The sequence below is a fragment of the Paenibacillus sp. SEL3 genome (assembly GCF_054602585.1).
The window spans coordinates 1,423,092-1,437,500 of the sequence record NZ_CM137725.1 but is presented as its reverse complement, the minus strand read 5'-3'; the positions used below and the strand labels follow the sequence as shown (position 1 = coordinate 1,437,500).

At 46.0% G+C, this 14,409-nt stretch carries 12 protein-coding genes, 15 tRNA genes and 1 rRNA gene (1 of these 28 cut by a window edge); 27 read left to right on the top strand and 1 reads right to left on the bottom strand.

Annotation, left to right across the window (positions count from 1 at the left end):
* From ACYCS5_RS06900 to ACYCS5_RS06825, 16 genes are all read left to right on the top strand, one after another.
* Positions 1 to 2,223, top strand: a 23S ribosomal RNA gene (locus tag ACYCS5_RS06900) (it extends 708 nt beyond the left edge of the window).
* A gap of 67 nt (positions 2,224 to 2,290) precedes the next feature.
* A tRNA-Asn gene (locus ACYCS5_RS06895) sits at positions 2,291 to 2,366 on the top strand.
* 3 nt (positions 2,367 to 2,369) lie between these two features.
* A tRNA-Ser gene (locus ACYCS5_RS06890) sits at positions 2,370 to 2,461 on the top strand.
* Positions 2,462 to 2,478: 17 nt separating this feature from the next.
* A tRNA-Glu gene (locus tag ACYCS5_RS06885) sits at positions 2,479 to 2,550 on the top strand.
* Between the two features lie 69 nt (positions 2,551 to 2,619).
* Positions 2,620 to 2,695: transfer RNA gene (locus tag ACYCS5_RS06880), tRNA-Val, on the top strand.
* Between the two features lie 26 nt (positions 2,696 to 2,721).
* Positions 2,722 to 2,798, top strand: a tRNA-Met gene (locus ACYCS5_RS06875).
* A 15-nt stretch (positions 2,799 to 2,813) separates the two neighbouring features.
* Positions 2,814 to 2,890, top strand: a tRNA-Asp gene (locus ACYCS5_RS06870).
* 37 nt (positions 2,891 to 2,927) lie between these two features.
* Positions 2,928 to 3,000 (top strand) — tRNA-Phe (locus ACYCS5_RS06865).
* Positions 3,001 to 3,022: 22 nt separating this feature from the next.
* A tRNA-Thr gene (locus ACYCS5_RS06860) sits at positions 3,023 to 3,098 on the top strand.
* Positions 3,099 to 3,103: 5 nt separating this feature from the next.
* Positions 3,104 to 3,189 (top strand) — tRNA-Tyr (locus ACYCS5_RS06855).
* Positions 3,190 to 3,196: 7 nt separating this feature from the next.
* Positions 3,197 to 3,270, top strand: a tRNA-Trp gene (locus ACYCS5_RS06850).
* Between the two features lie 17 nt (positions 3,271 to 3,287).
* Positions 3,288 to 3,360: transfer RNA gene (locus ACYCS5_RS06845), tRNA-His, on the top strand.
* 10 nt (positions 3,361 to 3,370) lie between these two features.
* Positions 3,371 to 3,445 (top strand) — tRNA-Gln (locus tag ACYCS5_RS06840).
* Positions 3,446 to 3,452: 7 nt separating this feature from the next.
* A tRNA-Gly gene (locus tag ACYCS5_RS06835) sits at positions 3,453 to 3,524 on the top strand.
* A 12-nt stretch (positions 3,525 to 3,536) separates the two neighbouring features.
* Positions 3,537 to 3,611, top strand: a tRNA-Cys gene (locus ACYCS5_RS06830).
* Between the two features lie 11 nt (positions 3,612 to 3,622).
* A tRNA-Leu gene (locus ACYCS5_RS06825) sits at positions 3,623 to 3,701 on the top strand.
* 853 nt (positions 3,702 to 4,554) lie between these two features.
* On the opposite strand, the gene ACYCS5_RS06820 is transcribed toward ACYCS5_RS06825, so the two are convergent.
* On the bottom strand, positions 4,555 to 4,698 hold the full coding sequence (locus ACYCS5_RS06820) for a hypothetical protein (protein ID WP_459760990.1): 144 nt from the start codon (positions 4,696 to 4,698) through the stop codon (positions 4,555 to 4,557).
* 290 nt (positions 4,699 to 4,988) lie between these two features.
* Between ACYCS5_RS06820 and ACYCS5_RS06815 the strand changes: the two genes are divergently transcribed.
* The 11 genes from ACYCS5_RS06815 to ACYCS5_RS06765 all read left to right on the top strand — a co-directional run bounded on the left by ACYCS5_RS06815 (position 4,989) and on the right by ACYCS5_RS06765 (position 14,303).
* A complete protein-coding gene (locus ACYCS5_RS06815; protein ID WP_069012661.1) occupies positions 4,989 to 5,510 on the top strand; it encodes a MarR family transcriptional regulator in 522 nt (173 codons plus the stop codon).
* Positions 5,491 to 6,267 (top strand): Fe-S cluster assembly ATPase SufC, encoded by a 777-nt coding sequence (gene sufC / locus ACYCS5_RS06810; protein ID WP_023990247.1) that lies wholly within the window; start codon positions 5,491 to 5,493, stop codon positions 6,265 to 6,267. The genes ACYCS5_RS06815 and sufC overlap by 20 nt, the downstream gene beginning before the upstream one ends.
* A 23-nt stretch (positions 6,268 to 6,290) precedes the next feature.
* Positions 6,291 to 7,598 (top strand): Fe-S cluster assembly protein SufD, encoded by a 1,308-nt coding sequence (gene sufD / locus ACYCS5_RS06805; RefSeq protein WP_412178896.1) that lies wholly within the window; start codon positions 6,291 to 6,293, stop codon positions 7,596 to 7,598.
* Positions 7,599 to 7,641: 43 nt separating this feature from the next.
* Positions 7,642 to 9,039, top strand: a complete 1,398-nt coding sequence (gene sufB / locus ACYCS5_RS06800) for a Fe-S cluster assembly protein SufB (protein ID WP_029518163.1) — start codon at positions 7,642 to 7,644, stop codon at positions 9,037 to 9,039.
* 314 nt (positions 9,040 to 9,353) lie between these two features.
* Positions 9,354 to 9,593 (top strand): NifU family protein, encoded by a 240-nt coding sequence (locus ACYCS5_RS06795; RefSeq protein ID WP_013373004.1) that lies wholly within the window; start codon positions 9,354 to 9,356, stop codon positions 9,591 to 9,593.
* A 383-nt stretch (positions 9,594 to 9,976) separates the two neighbouring features.
* Positions 9,977 to 10,528, top strand: a complete 552-nt coding sequence (locus ACYCS5_RS06790) for a TetR/AcrR family transcriptional regulator (RefSeq protein WP_029518165.1) — start codon at positions 9,977 to 9,979, stop codon at positions 10,526 to 10,528.
* Positions 10,529 to 10,681: 153 nt separating this feature from the next.
* Complete coding sequence (locus ACYCS5_RS06785) at positions 10,682 to 11,908, top strand: MFS transporter (RefSeq protein WP_459760989.1); 1,227 nt, start codon at positions 10,682 to 10,684, stop codon at positions 11,906 to 11,908.
* Between the two features lie 127 nt (positions 11,909 to 12,035).
* The gene (locus tag ACYCS5_RS06780; RefSeq protein ID WP_013311898.1) at positions 12,036 to 12,347 is read left to right on the top strand and encodes a LiaF transmembrane domain-containing protein; all 312 of its coding nucleotides are present in this window, start codon (positions 12,036 to 12,038) and stop codon (positions 12,345 to 12,347) included.
* Positions 12,348 to 12,431: 84 nt separating this feature from the next.
* A complete protein-coding gene (locus tag ACYCS5_RS06775) occupies positions 12,432 to 13,103 on the top strand; it encodes a PspA/IM30 family protein (protein ID WP_013311897.1) in 672 nt (223 codons plus the stop codon).
* 7 nt (positions 13,104 to 13,110) lie between these two features.
* On the top strand, positions 13,111 to 13,599 hold the full coding sequence (locus ACYCS5_RS06770; RefSeq protein ID WP_459760988.1) for a PspC domain-containing protein: 489 nt from the start codon (positions 13,111 to 13,113) through the stop codon (positions 13,597 to 13,599).
* Positions 13,599 to 14,303: a PspA/IM30 family protein gene (locus tag ACYCS5_RS06765; RefSeq protein ID WP_025718885.1), complete on the top strand. Its 705-nt coding sequence runs from the start codon at positions 13,599 to 13,601 to the stop codon at positions 14,301 to 14,303. The genes ACYCS5_RS06770 and ACYCS5_RS06765 overlap by 1 nt, the downstream gene beginning before the upstream one ends.
* Positions 14,304 to 14,409 lie beyond the last annotated feature (106 nt).

The following is a 14,409-nucleotide window of genomic DNA, read 5'->3' as shown; positions in this document are numbered from 1 at the left end:
ACGTGGACGTAGACCCGAAACCGGGTGATCTACCCCTGTCCAGGGTGAAGGTGCGGTAACACGCACTGGAGGCCCGAACCCACGCATGTTGAAAAATGCGGGGATGAGGTGGGGGTAGCGGAGAAATTCCAATCGAACCCGGAGATAGCTGGTTCTCCCCGAAATAGCTTTAGGGCTAGCCTCGGAAAGAAGAATCGTGGAGGTAGAGCACTGATTGGGTGCGGGGCCCGCAAGGGTTACCAAGCTCAGTCAAACTCCGAATGCCATAGATTTAGTTCCGGGAGTCAGACAGTGAGTGCTAAGATCCATTGTCGAAAGGGAAACAGCCCAGACCATCAGCTAAGGTCCCCAAGTGTGTGTTAAGTGGGAAAGGATGTGGAGTTGCACAGACAACCAGGATGTTGGCTTAGAAGCAGCCACCATTGAAAGAGTGCGTAATAGCTCACTGGTCGAGTGACTCTGCGCCGAAAATGTAACGGGGCTAAACACACCACCGAAGCTATGGCTTGATGCATTGCATCAGGGGTAGGGGAGCGTTGAATGCGGGTTGAAGGTGTACCGTAAGGAGCGCTGGACTGCATTCAAGTGAGAATGCCGGTATGAGTAACGAAAAGATCTGTGAGAATCAGATCCGCCGAAAGCCTAAGGGTTCCTGAGGAAGGTTCGTCCGCTCAGGGTAAGTCGGGACCTAAGGCGAGGCCGATAGGCGTAGTCGAAGGACAACAGGTCGAAATTCCTGTACCACCGTAATCCGCTATGAGCGATGGGGTGACGCAGTAGGGTAGTGACGCGGACTGATGGATGTCCGTCTAAGCAGTGAGGCTGATGTGTAGGCAAATCCGCACATCGTTAAGGCTGGGCTGTGATGGGGAGCGAAAATTGTAGTAGCGAAGGTCATGATCTCAGACTGCCAAGAAAAGCCTCTAGTCAGGAGAAGGTGCCCGTACCGCAAACCGACACAGGTAGGCGAGAAGAGAATTCTAAGGCGCGCGGAAGAACTCTCGTTAAGGAACTCGGCAAAATGACCCCGTAACTTCGGGAGAAGGGGTGCCTCGGTAGGGTGAATAGCCCGAGGGGGCCGCAGTGAAAAGGCCCAAGCGACTGTTTAGCAAAAACACAGGTCTGTGCGAAGCCGCAAGGCGAAGTATACGGGCTGACGCCTGCCCGGTGCTGGAAGGTTAAGGGGAGTGGTAAGCCCTTCGGGGCGAAGCTATGAACCGAAGCCCCAGTAAACGGCGGCCGTAACTATAACGGTCCTAAGGTAGCGAAATTCCTTGTCAGGTAAATTCTGACCCGCACGAATGGCGTAACGACTTGGGCGCTGTCTCAACGAGAGATCCGGTGAAATTTTAATACCTGTGAAGATGCAGGTTACCCGCGACAAGACGGAAAGACCCCATGGAGCTTTACTGCAGCTTGATATTGAATTTGGGTACGATCTGTACAGGATAGGTGGGAGCCGTCGAACTTTGAGCGCCAGCTTGAAGGGAGGCATCCTTGGGATACCACCCTGATCGTATCTAGGTTCTAACTTGGTACCGTAAACCGGTGCGAGGACAGTGTCAGGTGGGCAGTTTGACTGGGGCGGTCGCCTCCTAAAGAGTAACGGAGGCGCCCCAAGGTTCCCTCAGAATGGTTGGAAATCATTCGAAGAGTGCAAAGGCAGAAGGGAGCTTGACTGCGAGACCTACAAGTCGAGCAGGGACGAAAGTCGGGCTTAGTGATCCGGTGGTACCGCATGGAAGGGCCATCGCTCAACGGATAAAAGCTACCCTGGGGATAACAGGCTTATCTCCCCCAAGAGTCCACATCGACGGGGAGGTTTGGCACCTCGATGTCGGCTCATCGCATCCTGGGGCTGAAGTAGGTCCCAAGGGTTGGGCTGTTCGCCCATTAAAGCGGTACGCGAGCTGGGTTCAGAACGTCGTGAGACAGTTCGGTCCCTATCTGTCGTGGGCGTAGGAAATTTGAGAGGAGCTGTCCTTAGTACGAGAGGACCGGGATGGACGTACCGCTGGTGTACCAGTTGTTCCGCCAGGAGCACCGCTGGGTAGCTATGTACGGAAGGGATAAGCGCTGAAAGCATCTAAGCGTGAAGCCCCCCTCAAGATGAGATTTCCCAATTAGTAAGACCCCTTGAAGACGACGAGGTAGATAGGTTGGGGGTGGAAGTGCAGTAATGCATGGAGCTGACCAATACTAATCGGTCGAGGGCTTATCCTAAAGATAAAACGCAAATGAGTTTCGGATCCAGTTTTCAGGGTGTAACCTTGAAACAAATGCTTAATATTCCCTGATAGCTCAGTTGGTAGAGCACTCGACTGTTAATCGAGTTGTCACAGGTTCGAGTCCTGTTCGGGGAGCCATATGGAGAGGTGTCCGAGTTGGCCGAAGGAGCACGATTGGAAATCGTGTAGGCGCCAAAAGCGTCTCGAGGGTTCGAATCCCTCTCTCTCCGCCATAATTCATTTGTAGCATGGCCCGTTGGTCAAGGGGTTAAGACACCTCCCTTTCACGGAGGTAACAGGGGTTCGAATCCCCTACGGGTCATAAAAATATCATAAAAAAAACTTGCAATAAAAATTTTATTATGGTATAATATGAAAAGTGTTTCGGTGTGGAGGCTTAGCTCAGCTGGGAGAGCATCTGCCTTACAAGCAGAGGGTCGGGGGTTCGAGCCCCTCAGCCTCCACCATTTGAAAATTTAATATTTATTATTGTCGCGGGGTGGAGCAGTTCGGTAGCTCGTCGGGCTCATAACCCGAAGGTCGCAGGTTCAAATCCTGCCCCCGCAACCAATTAAAAATTATTATGGAACTGTGGTGTAGAGGCCTAACATGCCTGCCTGTCACGCAGGAGATCGCGGGTTCGAATCCCGTCAGTTCCGCCATTAGTATTATAACGTGTAATGAAGAGCCTTATTCTAAGGCTCGGTAGCTCAGTCGGTAGAGCAGAGGACTGAAAATCCTCGTGTCGGCGGTTCGATTCCGTCCCGAGCCACTTTTAATTGAATATTTTATGTGCCGGTGTAGCTCAACTGGTAGAGCAACTGACTTGTAATCAGTAGGTTGGGGGTTCAAGTCCTCTCGCCGGCACCATTTTTGGAGGATTAGCGAAGTGGCCAAACGCATCAGACTGTAAATCTGCTCCCTTACGGGTTCGGTGGTTCGAATCCATCATCCTCCACCAGTTTTATAGGGGCATAGTTTAAAGGTAGAACAACGGTCTCCAAAACCGTTGGTGTGGGTTCAATTCCTGCTGCCCCTGCCAATTATTCATTACTTGCGGCGGTCGTGGCGAAGTGGTTAACGCACCGGACTGTGACTCCGGCATTCGTGGGTTCAAGCCCCATCGGCCGCCCTTTACTTATTGGGGATTAGCCAAGCGGTAAGGCAACGGACTTTGACTCCGTCATGCATAGGTTCAAATCCTATATCCCCAGCCATCTTTATGCGGACGTGGCTCAGCGGTAGAGCATCGCCTTGCCAAGGCGAGGGTCGCGGGTTCGATTCCCGTCGTCCGCTTTGTTACACTCTGGCGCCATAGCCAAGTGGTAAGGCAAAGCTCTGCAAAAGCTTTATTCCCCAGTTCAAATCTGGGTGGCGCCTCCATAATTGAATACGCCGGCGTGGCGGAATGGCAGACGCGCTCGACTCAAAATCGAGTGGGAAACCGTGGAGGTTCGAGTCCTCTCGCCGGTATTAACTAAAAGAGTTCATTAGAGACATTCTCTAGTGAGCTTTTTTTATTTGAGCTTTAGTACCCCACTCATTGCTTGAGCTGAAGACACCTTTGAGTTGTATTCCAAATGCGAATAAATATTTGCCGTTGTTGCATAATCGCTGTGGCCTAACCATTCCTGAACTTCTTTCATACTTACCCCTAATACATCTACATAAATATACTCCAGGTACTCAAGACAATAAGAATTGTCAGAAGATAAGCGATAGGATTCCTGTTATTCCTTCATACGAATCAGAAGCTCATAGAACGTGTCCACCAGTGGCAGATTACCGGATGGAGTAGCCGCTTTTACTCTTACAGCATATCTTCGTATTCAACCGCGAGTGCTTGTCCTTCCATATGAGAATTCTTCCTGGCTTCCTGAAGCAAGATTTCGGCTCTTTTCTTGGTTCCTTTTATCTTAAGCCCCGTAGGGATCCATTTTGGTTATCGTTTACCATTCTCATCTTTACAGTTAGGCGGATGTCCCGTTGCGCTTTCTCCTCTTCCAACACCTCCAGAGGGTGAACCCGATCCTTTTTCAAATACCGGTTGAGCTTCGGAATGGATTTGCTACAAAAGTGGTAGCCGAATCCGCCGATGGATTGCTTTAGCGCCCAGAAGGTGCATTTGATTTTGAACCGGGCGGTATAATGTCCGATGATCTAGGTCGCCTCCAGTGTCAGATCGGTGCTGGCTAGAATGGAGCATCGCCTGTTCGGATTCACCAGCAAAAACCACAGTTTTTGGTATACTCTTTGGCCCCATAATATATCTAGACACAGGTAACTGACGGATTATTCATTGCCATACATGCTCACGATAGCGTACTCAAACGCGGCGATACGGCTTTAAAACAGCTCGGCCAAGCACCACCTTTGTCCTCTTTTTACGGTAGCGACCCCGGTCTGTGGCAGGTGTACCATGACGTACATAGGCAACGGTATTGGACTTGGCTCCGGTTACCAGATCCATCCAGGTGCTGCCGAATTGGTTCCATTGTTCAACCCCCGCAAAGCAGGATTGATCAGAGGTATTTAAAACTATTTCCGGGACGTGCCCTAGTAAAAACACAGCATGAGGCCTATGACAATGACAACAAACCCGTGAAATGCGACTTCAAAATTACGTCACATTTAACACAATTGATATTGATTATCAATATCAATTGTGTTAATATAATTTTGTTTACTAGTGAACAAAAAAATCTAATGGGGACACTGAACTTGGTCTGCAACTACTACAAGAGAGGGGAGATTGGGAAATTGGAGTTTCAAAATCATTTTAAAGGTCACCTTTACGAGCAATATATTAAAATGCTACATCTGAATGAGCTGTATACTGAACAAGAATTTAACTCGTTTCGGCAACAGGCCAAAAAGTACCAGATTGACATGCTCTCCAACAATATTACTAGTGTGCATGTTATTGATTGCATTGGTGATTATGAACCGATAAATCATACCGGGATTGTGGAGAAGATGGGGTTGTCCAAAGCTAGCATTACTAAAATTAGTGCAAAGCTGCTGGAAATGGGCTTCATTATGAGAAGTCAACTGAACAGCAATCGTAAGGAGATTTACTTTAGTTTAACGGATAAGGGAAGACACGTTTATCATTTGCATAAAGAAATGCACAAAGAAAAAGAAGAAAGGTTTTACCAATTCATTGAATCCTATTCAGAGGTTGAGCTGCAGACTATTGGAAAATTTATGAGTGATTTGGTGGCGCGTGCCGAAGAATACTCCGAAGGGAAGTTTACGATAAATGACGACATTAAAGATTGAGGAATTAAGATCCAAGATTGAAGGGAAAGAAATTTTAAAAGGGCTCACACTGGAGATTCATGGCGGAGAGATTCATGCGATTATGGGGCCTAATGGGACGGGAAAAAGTACATTGGCTTCAGCTTTAATGGGCCATCCCAAATATGAGGTTACTGGCGGTAAGGTGACATTGGACAATGAAGACCTTCTGGAGATGGAGGTGGATGAGCGTGCCCAGGCAGGCTTGTTCCTCGCAATGCAATACCCAAGTGAAATTGCTGGCGTGACCAACTCGGATTTTCTCAGAAGTGCCATCAATGCACGGCGTGAAGAAGGCGATGAGATATCCTTAATCCGTTTTATCCGTGAAATGGAGAGCAAAATGAAGGGGCTGGAGATGAACCCGGAATTTGTGCATCGTTATTTGAATGAGGGATTCTCTGGCGGTGAAAAAAAGCGGAATGAGATTTTGCAAATGATGCTACTTGAACCCAAGTTTGTGATCCTGGATGAAGTGGACTCAGGGCTTGATATTGATGCACTGCGTATTGTGGCCAATGGCGTAAATGAGATGCGCAGCCCGGATAGAGGCTTTTTAATCATCACCCATTATCAACGACTGTTGAATTATATTACCCCGGATTTTGTGCATGTCATGATGCAAGGCCGGATAGTTAAATCTGGCGGTCCGGAGCTTGCCCACCGTTTGGAGGCTGAAGGGTACGATTGGGTGAAGGAGGAACTTGGGATTACGGATGAGACGGTAAGGGAAGCTTAAAAGCCGGAGAGGAGGAACAGCACGTGGATATACAAGCTAGAGTTTCAATGAATGTGGACGATTTACGCGCATGGTCAAGCGCTAAGGATGAACCTCGTTGGCTGATTGAACGCCGCGTTCACGCCCTCGAACTGGCAGGGACGCTGGAGTTGCCTAAAGTGGAGAAAATCAATCTTGAAAAATGGGATATCTACGAAAGTGGAGATTACAAAGCTGAGAATGCGTGGTCTAGTTTGGAGGAAGCGCCGGAGGTTGTTCGAGGTTTGGTTGCTTCTCCGGTGAAAGGCGGACTAATCGTTCAGTTCAACTCGGATGTAGTGTATACGAAATTGTCCGAGAGCTTAGCCGCCCAGGGAGTCATTTTAACGGATCTGCATACTGCGGCAAAAGAGCATGAGGAGCTGGTTCAACGTTATCTCTTTCAGGCAGTAAAGCCAGAAGAACATCGTTTATCTGCTGCACACAGTGCCTTATGGAGTGGTGGCGTTTTTCTATATGTCCCAGACGGTGTAGAGGTTGAAGCACCTATTCAAGCGATCTTTCTTAACGATACAAGCGGTGTGTGTTTTGCTCCTCACGTCTTAATTGTGGCAGGGAGCAACAGCAAGATCACTTATGTGGATAATTGTGTATCGAGTGGTGATGATGTCAAGGTATTGCATAACGGTGTGACAGAGGTCTTCGCGGGGGCGGGCTCAAAGGTGCAAGTAGCTTCGGTTCATCAACTTGCTGTAACTACAACAGATTTCACCCAGCGACGGGCGGTCGTTCTTGCTGATGGGGGTGTGGAATGGATTATCGGTGAGATGAACAATGGTTATACCGTGAGCGATACCAAGACTTTGCTACAAGGCAACGGGGCGGTCTCCGACAATAAGGTGATTGCTATTGGCACGGGCAATCAAAAATCGAGCTATACAACTCAAGCTCAGCATTTTGGCAGAAGCTCGGTAAGCCAGATGATTACGCGTGCAGTCATGCTTGAAGAAGCTACGGCCATTATCAACGGCATTACAAAGATTGAAAAAGGTGCAACCCATTGTGATGGTCAGCAAACAGAACGCGTGCTTATGTTAAGTCCTAAAGCTCGCGGCGATGCCAATCCGATCCTGCTGATAGATGAGGATGATGTAACCGCGGGTCATGCTGCATCCGTGGGGCAAGTAAATGCAGAGCAAATCTATTATCTGATGTCGCGCGGGATATCACGGAGTGAAGCCGAACATCTTGTTATTTTCGGATTTCTCGCTCCTGTCATTTCGGAGATCCCGCTGGAAGGTGTTCGCAGTCGCCTAAAAGATTTAGTGGAAAGCAAGCTCGGCAGATCATAGCAAATCAAAATGAATCTTGAAAGGTTAAAAAGGAGTGATACCAATGGCTAAAAAAGCACCAGATATGGGCGAATATAAATATGGGTTTCGCGACAAGCACCAGTCTATTTTTCAATCTGGAAAAGGTCTGACGGAAGAGATTGTCCGGGAAATTTCCCGGATCAAGGAAGAGCCGGAGTGGATGCTCAATTTTCGGTTGAAAGCTTTGAATCAATTCTACAAAATGCCGATGCCTGAATGGGGAGCGGATTTGACCGAGCTAAATCTTGATGACATCCAGTATTACGTTCGCCCTTCTGAAAAACAGGGAAAGACCTGGGAGGAGGTTCCTTCCGAGATCAAAGCAACCTTTGACAAGCTGGGAATCCCTGAAGCGGAGCAAAAGTTCCTGGCGGGCGTATCCGCTCAATATGAGTCGGAAGTAGTTTATCACAGCATGCGGAAAGAACTGGAGGATCAGGGCGTTATTTTCCTTGATACGGATAGTGCATTAAAGCAATACCCCGAAGTGTTTAAGCAACATTTTGGGACGATCATCCCTCCCGCCGACAATAAATTTGCGGCGCTTAATAGTGCGGTTTGGTCAGGCGGTAGCTTTGTATACATTCCGAAGGGGGTTCAGTGCGAGGTTCCTATACAAGGTTATTTCCGTATTAATTCTGAAAATATGGGTCAATTCGAGCGGACATTAATTATTGCCGAAGAGGGCAGCTTTGTCCATTATGTTGAAGGATGTACAGCACCTATTTATAGTACCAGTTCTCTGCATAGTGGAGTTATTGAAATTATTTGCCGGAAAGATTCCCGTGTCCGTTACACGACCATTCAGAATTGGGCTCCTAATATCTACAACTTGGTAACCCAAAGGGCTGTGGCAGAAGAAAATGCCACAATGGAATGGGTGGACGGCAACATCGGCTCCAAGGTAACAATGAAGTATCCGGCAGTATTATTGAAAGGACGGGGAGCCAAGGGGTCCATCCTGTCTATTGCCGTAGCCGGTAAAGATCAGCATCAAGATGCTGGCGCGAAGGTAATTCACCTTGCTCCCGAGACAACATCTACGATTATATCCAAATCCATCAGCAAGCAGGGCGGAAAAGTAAACTACCGAGGGTTGTCCAGCTTCAGCCGCGATTCCGCAGGGTCCAAGTCCAATATTAAGTGCGATACGTTGATATTGGACAACATGTCAACATCAGATACGATTCCGTACAATGAAATTAAAAACGATCAGATTACTTTGGAGCACGAGGCAACAGTATCCAAAGTGTCCGAGGAACAATTGTTTTACTTAATGAGCCGCGGGCTTACAGAACAAGATGCTACACAAATGATTGTAATGGGCTTTATTGAACCGTTTACCAAAGAATTGCCAATGGAATATGCCGTTGAAATGAATCGGTTGATTCAATTTGAGATGGAAGGAAGCATCGGTTGATTCATTAATTTAATAGATCAAACCTTTATCATTCTTTAAAGAGGTGCTAGTAATGAAGAAAAATAATTCGGACGATTCAGAACTAGCTCAAATTACCCGAGAGATACGAAAACTTCAGTTCTGCTTCAATATGCTGTCAGGATTGAGCGCAAGTTGTGGTGTGATGATACCTTTAGACTCTATTCTTACGCTTATAAGGGAACTTTCGGATCAAGAGGTCACTCTTAGGCAAAAAGCAAAGGATCACTCAGACGATCTAGGGTGAAAAAAGGTATGAATGACGGTTGGTAAAGAAAATGGGAGGAATTGACATAATGGATGAAAATGGAGTTTTATTCGATGAAGTATCGGAAGTTCTTCTCAAACTACGTCCTTTCTTACTGCGTGACGGTGGAGATGCTGAACTGGTCGAAGTTGAGAACGGTATAGCAAAATTAAGATTTTTGGGAGCTTGCAATGGTTGCCCAAGTGCTACGATTACGTTAAAGGTTGCTATTGAGCGCGCAATTCTTGAGGAAATTGATGATATTAAAGAAGTTGTACAAGTGTTCTAAATTCCTTGATACTGAGCAACTGAGTTAGTCCTGTCGCAGACCATAGCTACGGAAGTTGATCCCGCTGCTCAATACCAAAGTACATTGACAGATTACCTTGCGGGTCGAAATCGACGAGCAGCGCTTATCTCCCTTCATTAAACAAGGTATTATCAATATTATATTCGGTATCGAGTGGGAAACCGTGGAGGTTCTAGTCCTCTCGCCCATACACAAAAGGGTGATAAAATGCTTAAAGGCATTTTATCATCCTTTTTATTATATATTCATGATTTTGGCAACAAGGTTAACATGGATTTGACCAGCGCTTTGATCTTATCGTAAGATGATGGTACTGAAAAAACTTTTCTAGTTTACCGAGCGCGAAAGAAATGAGGAAGAATATGCAGGAAAGAATATTGGAGGCTTTTGTAGATGAAGTTCATGAAAATGGATTGAAATTTACGATGGATGATCTTGCGAAAAGACTCGCTATTAGCAAGCGTACGTTGTATGAAAACTTTTCGTCTAAGACGCTTATTTTAGAAACACTTATTGAGCGTACAAATGATGATATGATTCGAAAAACGGAGCAGATTATCCAAAATAATGAGTTATCTTTGTTAGACAAGATTAAGCAGTCGATTAGGGTCATGCCTCTGTATTATAAGTTTTACGATTTAAGGATATTGGACCAGATGAAAAAGTATTATCCTGAACAATGGAAAAGGGTACATGCCGATTTAAATGATTGGTCTCCGATTAGAACATTAATTCAGGAAGGCATCCGAGAAGGAATTATTGTGAACAAAAATGAGGCTCTGATCATGAAGCTTATTATTGAATCTGTAAATTTAACGCTTGATCAGCGTTTCTTTCTGGATAACAGTGTGACGGTAGAGGAAGCTACTTATTCTATTGTAGATATTTTGTTGTTCGGTTTGGTCGAGAATTAAAAAATAGCCTCAACAATATGCTGCATATTTGAAGAGGCCACTTTTTTATATGAAAACTAAGAAAACATTTTTAGTTTCAATTGTTTTTTGAAAAGGGATAATGAAGTTTACCTGATATCGAATAAAGAGATACGGAAAAGGAAGGGTGGAAATATGTCTATACTCACAAGAAATCGAGGAGCAATGCTGTTATTGATGCTTAACATTTTTTTGGCGTTCATGGGGATTGGCTTAGTTGTCCCTGTATTACCTAAATTTATAAGTGAGCTAGGGATGAATGGTTCTTCGATGGGACTGATGGTTGCAGCTTTTGCGTTGACTCAGCTTTTATTATCACCATTGTCAGGAAAGTTGTCTGATCGTTATGGACGTAAAAAATTGATTGTTTCTGGGATGTTCATCTTCATGTTATCAGAGCTTGTTTTTGGACTGGCTCATTCCATTCCTACCCTGTTCATAGCACGAATCATGGGTGGAGCAGGGGCAGCGTTGCTGACTCCTTCTATAATGGCCTATGTCGCTGACGTGACCTCGTTCGAAGAAAGAGGCAAGGGAATGGGCATGATCAATGCGGCGATCAACACAGGCTTCATAATCGGGCCAGGGATTGGCGGATTGCTTGCCACATATGGAATACGCATTCCCTTCTTTGCGGCAGCTGGAGCTGCGGGAATAGCAGCTATCTTGTCTCTGTTAGTGCTGCCTGAGTCTTTAAGCAAGGAAAAGCAACAATATAATAGAGAGCTTCCACGTCAAAAAGAAAATCTTTTGCAGCAATTTGCCAAGTCATATCAATCTCCATATTTCATGGGTTTACTCATTGTATTTGTCGTTGCTTTTGGGTTAGCGAACTTCGAAACCGTATTTGGACTGTTTGTTGACCATAAATATGGTTTCACACCGATGGATATTGCCATCATCATAACGACAGGCTCCATTTTGGGAGCAGTTGTCCAAGCAACTATATTTGGATGGATCATTAATCGTTTTGGAGAGAAAAAAGTAATTCATCTCTGCTTGGCTATTGGGGGCCTGTTCATCTTCCTAACCCTATTTGCTGAACAGTACATGATGATTATGCTGACGACCTTCATCATTTTTCTGGCTATGGATATCCTTCGCCCGGCAGTAAGTACTTCTCTATCGCGGCAGGCCGGAGATGAGCAAGGCTTTGTGGCAGGCATGAACTCATCCTATACCAGCTTGGGTAATGTGATTGGACCATTAATTGCAGGACTGTTGTTCGATGTTCATATTAATCTGCCTTATATGGTTGCAGCTATAGCGTTACTGGCTTGTCTCGTCCTTTCACTACGTTCCAAGCAAGCGGGTGAGCAACATTCGATAGCCCGTGCAGCAGAACAGCATAAAGGAGGATAGCCGCAGGTCTATACTCATCCCCGACTTAGGTCTAGGTTCAAAAACCGTCTGGGGTCCGTTTTGTCAAACGCTTGTTCAGCGTACAATAAGGACATAAGCAAGACACAGTGAAAGGCGGTGAGAGATGATGAGAGTTAACAAAGGGAATGGGTTAGCCATTGTACTGATCGTGTTGGGTTCGATTATGCTGCTCGGTAAGTTTACTCCGTTTTTCGGTCACTTTTTAGGACATCTGATTGGTTACTTAATTCCGATAGCTATGGTTATGCTAGGCTACTACGGTGTGAAAAAAGGAAATGCGCTCTTCGGCTGGATCGTACTTGTACTTGGGGTACTGATTTTGCTCGGCAAACTGTCCTGGCTTCTGGGACCACTACTGGCAATCGGGTTGATCATATTTGGTGTTTCCCTGCTGAGTGACCGCAGAAGACGTTACTGATTTTAGCAGTTTAGCGAATGAAGAAATATTGCAGTAACGAAGTTTTGATTATGGGGATACGAATTGTGAAAGGAGCAGACGCAAATGAGTGTTTTTCGAAGAATGCGCGATATCACAGTAGCAACCTTCAATGAGCATTTGGAACAAAGCCAAGACCCAGTGCAACTGATTGACCAGTTCTTGTATAATACCCGCCAGGAAATTGCCGAAGCGGAAAAACTCCATCAACAGTATGCGATGCATACAAGACAGATGAAGCAGCAGTTGGATCATGCATTGTCCATGCAGACCAAACGGGAGGAACAGGCGCTACTGGCTTTGAAGGCTGATGAAGAACATATTGCGAAGCTGGCCCTACAGGAGAAAATGCTATATGCAGAAAAAGAAGAGCAGTATAGAGAACTGTGGGAGCAGAGCCGTGAATCACTACGTGAGCTAGAACAACAGCTAGATACGTTAAAGACAGAATATCAAACGGTACACAGCAAGCGTCAGTATTATGCGGCACGGGTACAGACGTTGAGACTCCAGCAGCAAATGAACGAACGGGCTGGTACATACGGCGGACGAAATGTTCCCCGAATGTTCAACCGCTTGGAAGACCGGGTAGCCGATATGGAAGCAGAAACGATGAGTCTGCGTGATTTACGTCGGGGTGAGGGCGACCATGCACAGGATGCCCAAGGCGGTGGATCGCTGCTCGAACAAGAGTGGGCGAGACTGAAAAGCAAGCTGAACAACAGCGGGAAGGAGTAATTTGATAATGACCCGAATTTACAGATCAAGCCGGGATAGAGTAATAACAGGTGTATGTGGCGGTCTTTCTGACGCAACAGGAATGGACTCAACATGGATTCGTATTCTGGTTGTGATCAGTTTCTTTATTACAGCAGGAACCACATTTATGATTTATGTGATTGCGGCACTGGTTATCTCCAAGGAGCCGAGATCTCCTTTCGATGGAGGATTTGGCCCTAACAGCGGGCCCTACCATCAACAGGATCCACGCTATTATGGCAGTCACAATACAAGATCGCAGTATGGGCAGGGAACTGGTTACAACCAGGGCGGTGCATATGGCAATTCGAACCCGTTTTTTGGTCAAGATGCCCGCAACTCATCCAAATTTAACACAGGTCAGAACAATGACTTGGATTCCATGATGGAAGATATTGAGAAAAAGGCAATGAAAAAAGAATTGGCAGAGTTACGCAAAAAAGTAGAGCAATTTGAGAAGGGAGATCGTAAATAATGGGGATCTTTAAAAGAATGAAGGATATGACAAGAGCATCGGTGAATGAAGTGTTGGATAAAGTGGAAGATCCGATTATTATGTTGAATCAATATCTGCGCGATATGGAGGCGGAAATTCACGAGGCTGAGGTAACGGTTGCCAAGCAAATGGCGAATGAACGACGTATGAAACAGCGTTTAGAGGAAGCGGTACGTGTATCCAATGAGCGTGAGAAGCAAGCCGAATCCGCATTGCGAAATGGTCAGGAAGAAGTAGCGCGCAAGCTGTTGGGAGAGAAGATTTATTTTGTGCAAAAGCAGGACGAATACCGCGACTTGCATACACAAGCTGAGCTTCAAGCAAAAGAATTAGTACAACAGCTTCACGACATGAAAGATGAGTTCTATAAAATGCGCAACAAGCGCAATGAGTTAGTATCCCGTGCTCAAATGGCGAAAGCCAAAAAGCAAATGTCTCAAATCAATAGTTTGCATACGATTGAAAGTGGATCTGCTTCATTGGGCTTCCACCGTATGGAAGAAAAAATTATGCAAATGGAAGCTGAAGCTGACGTACTGCGTGCTCCATACCGTCAAGCTCCAGGAGAAGCATATACTAATCCGGCTGAGGCTGAAAAACAGTTTAAAGTGGATGAGCAGCTTCAACAGCTTAAGTCCAAAATTCAGACAGGTGCTAAACCAGTCGATATGAAGAAGGACTGACTACTCGGAAACAAGACATTATGATATGCTGTATGGAATGGACATTGGTCGATGATCGTGCCTAATCTGTATGGTTCGGGAAAGCCATATGGCGGAATGTTGCGCC

Excerpts from the sequence above, each read along its gene's own strand:
- ACYCS5_RS06820 (WP_459760990.1), bottom strand. The coding sequence starts at position 4,698 with ATGGATCTGGTAACCGGAGCCAAGTCCAATACCGTTGCCTATGTACGT.
- sufB (WP_029518163.1), top strand. The coding sequence starts at position 7,642 with ATGGCTAAAAAAGCACCAGATATGGGCGAATATAAATATGGGTTTCGC.
- ACYCS5_RS06785 (WP_459760989.1), top strand. The coding sequence starts at position 10,682 with ATGTCTATACTCACAAGAAATCGAGGAGCAATGCTGTTATTGATGCTT.
- ACYCS5_RS06765 (WP_025718885.1), top strand. The coding sequence starts at position 13,599 with ATGGGGATCTTTAAAAGAATGAAGGATATGACAAGAGCATCGGTGAAT.
- ACYCS5_RS06795 (WP_013373004.1), top strand. The coding sequence starts at position 9,354 with ATGGATGAAAATGGAGTTTTATTCGATGAAGTATCGGAAGTTCTTCTC.
- ACYCS5_RS06770 (WP_459760988.1), top strand. The coding sequence starts at position 13,111 with ATGACCCGAATTTACAGATCAAGCCGGGATAGAGTAATAACAGGTGTA.
- ACYCS5_RS06780 (WP_013311898.1), top strand. The coding sequence starts at position 12,036 with ATGAGAGTTAACAAAGGGAATGGGTTAGCCATTGTACTGATCGTGTTG.
- ACYCS5_RS06775 (WP_013311897.1), top strand. The coding sequence starts at position 12,432 with ATGAGTGTTTTTCGAAGAATGCGCGATATCACAGTAGCAACCTTCAAT.
- sufC (WP_023990247.1), top strand. The coding sequence starts at position 5,491 with ATGACGACATTAAAGATTGAGGAATTAAGATCCAAGATTGAAGGGAAA.
- ACYCS5_RS06790 (WP_029518165.1), top strand. The coding sequence starts at position 9,977 with ATGCAGGAAAGAATATTGGAGGCTTTTGTAGATGAAGTTCATGAAAAT.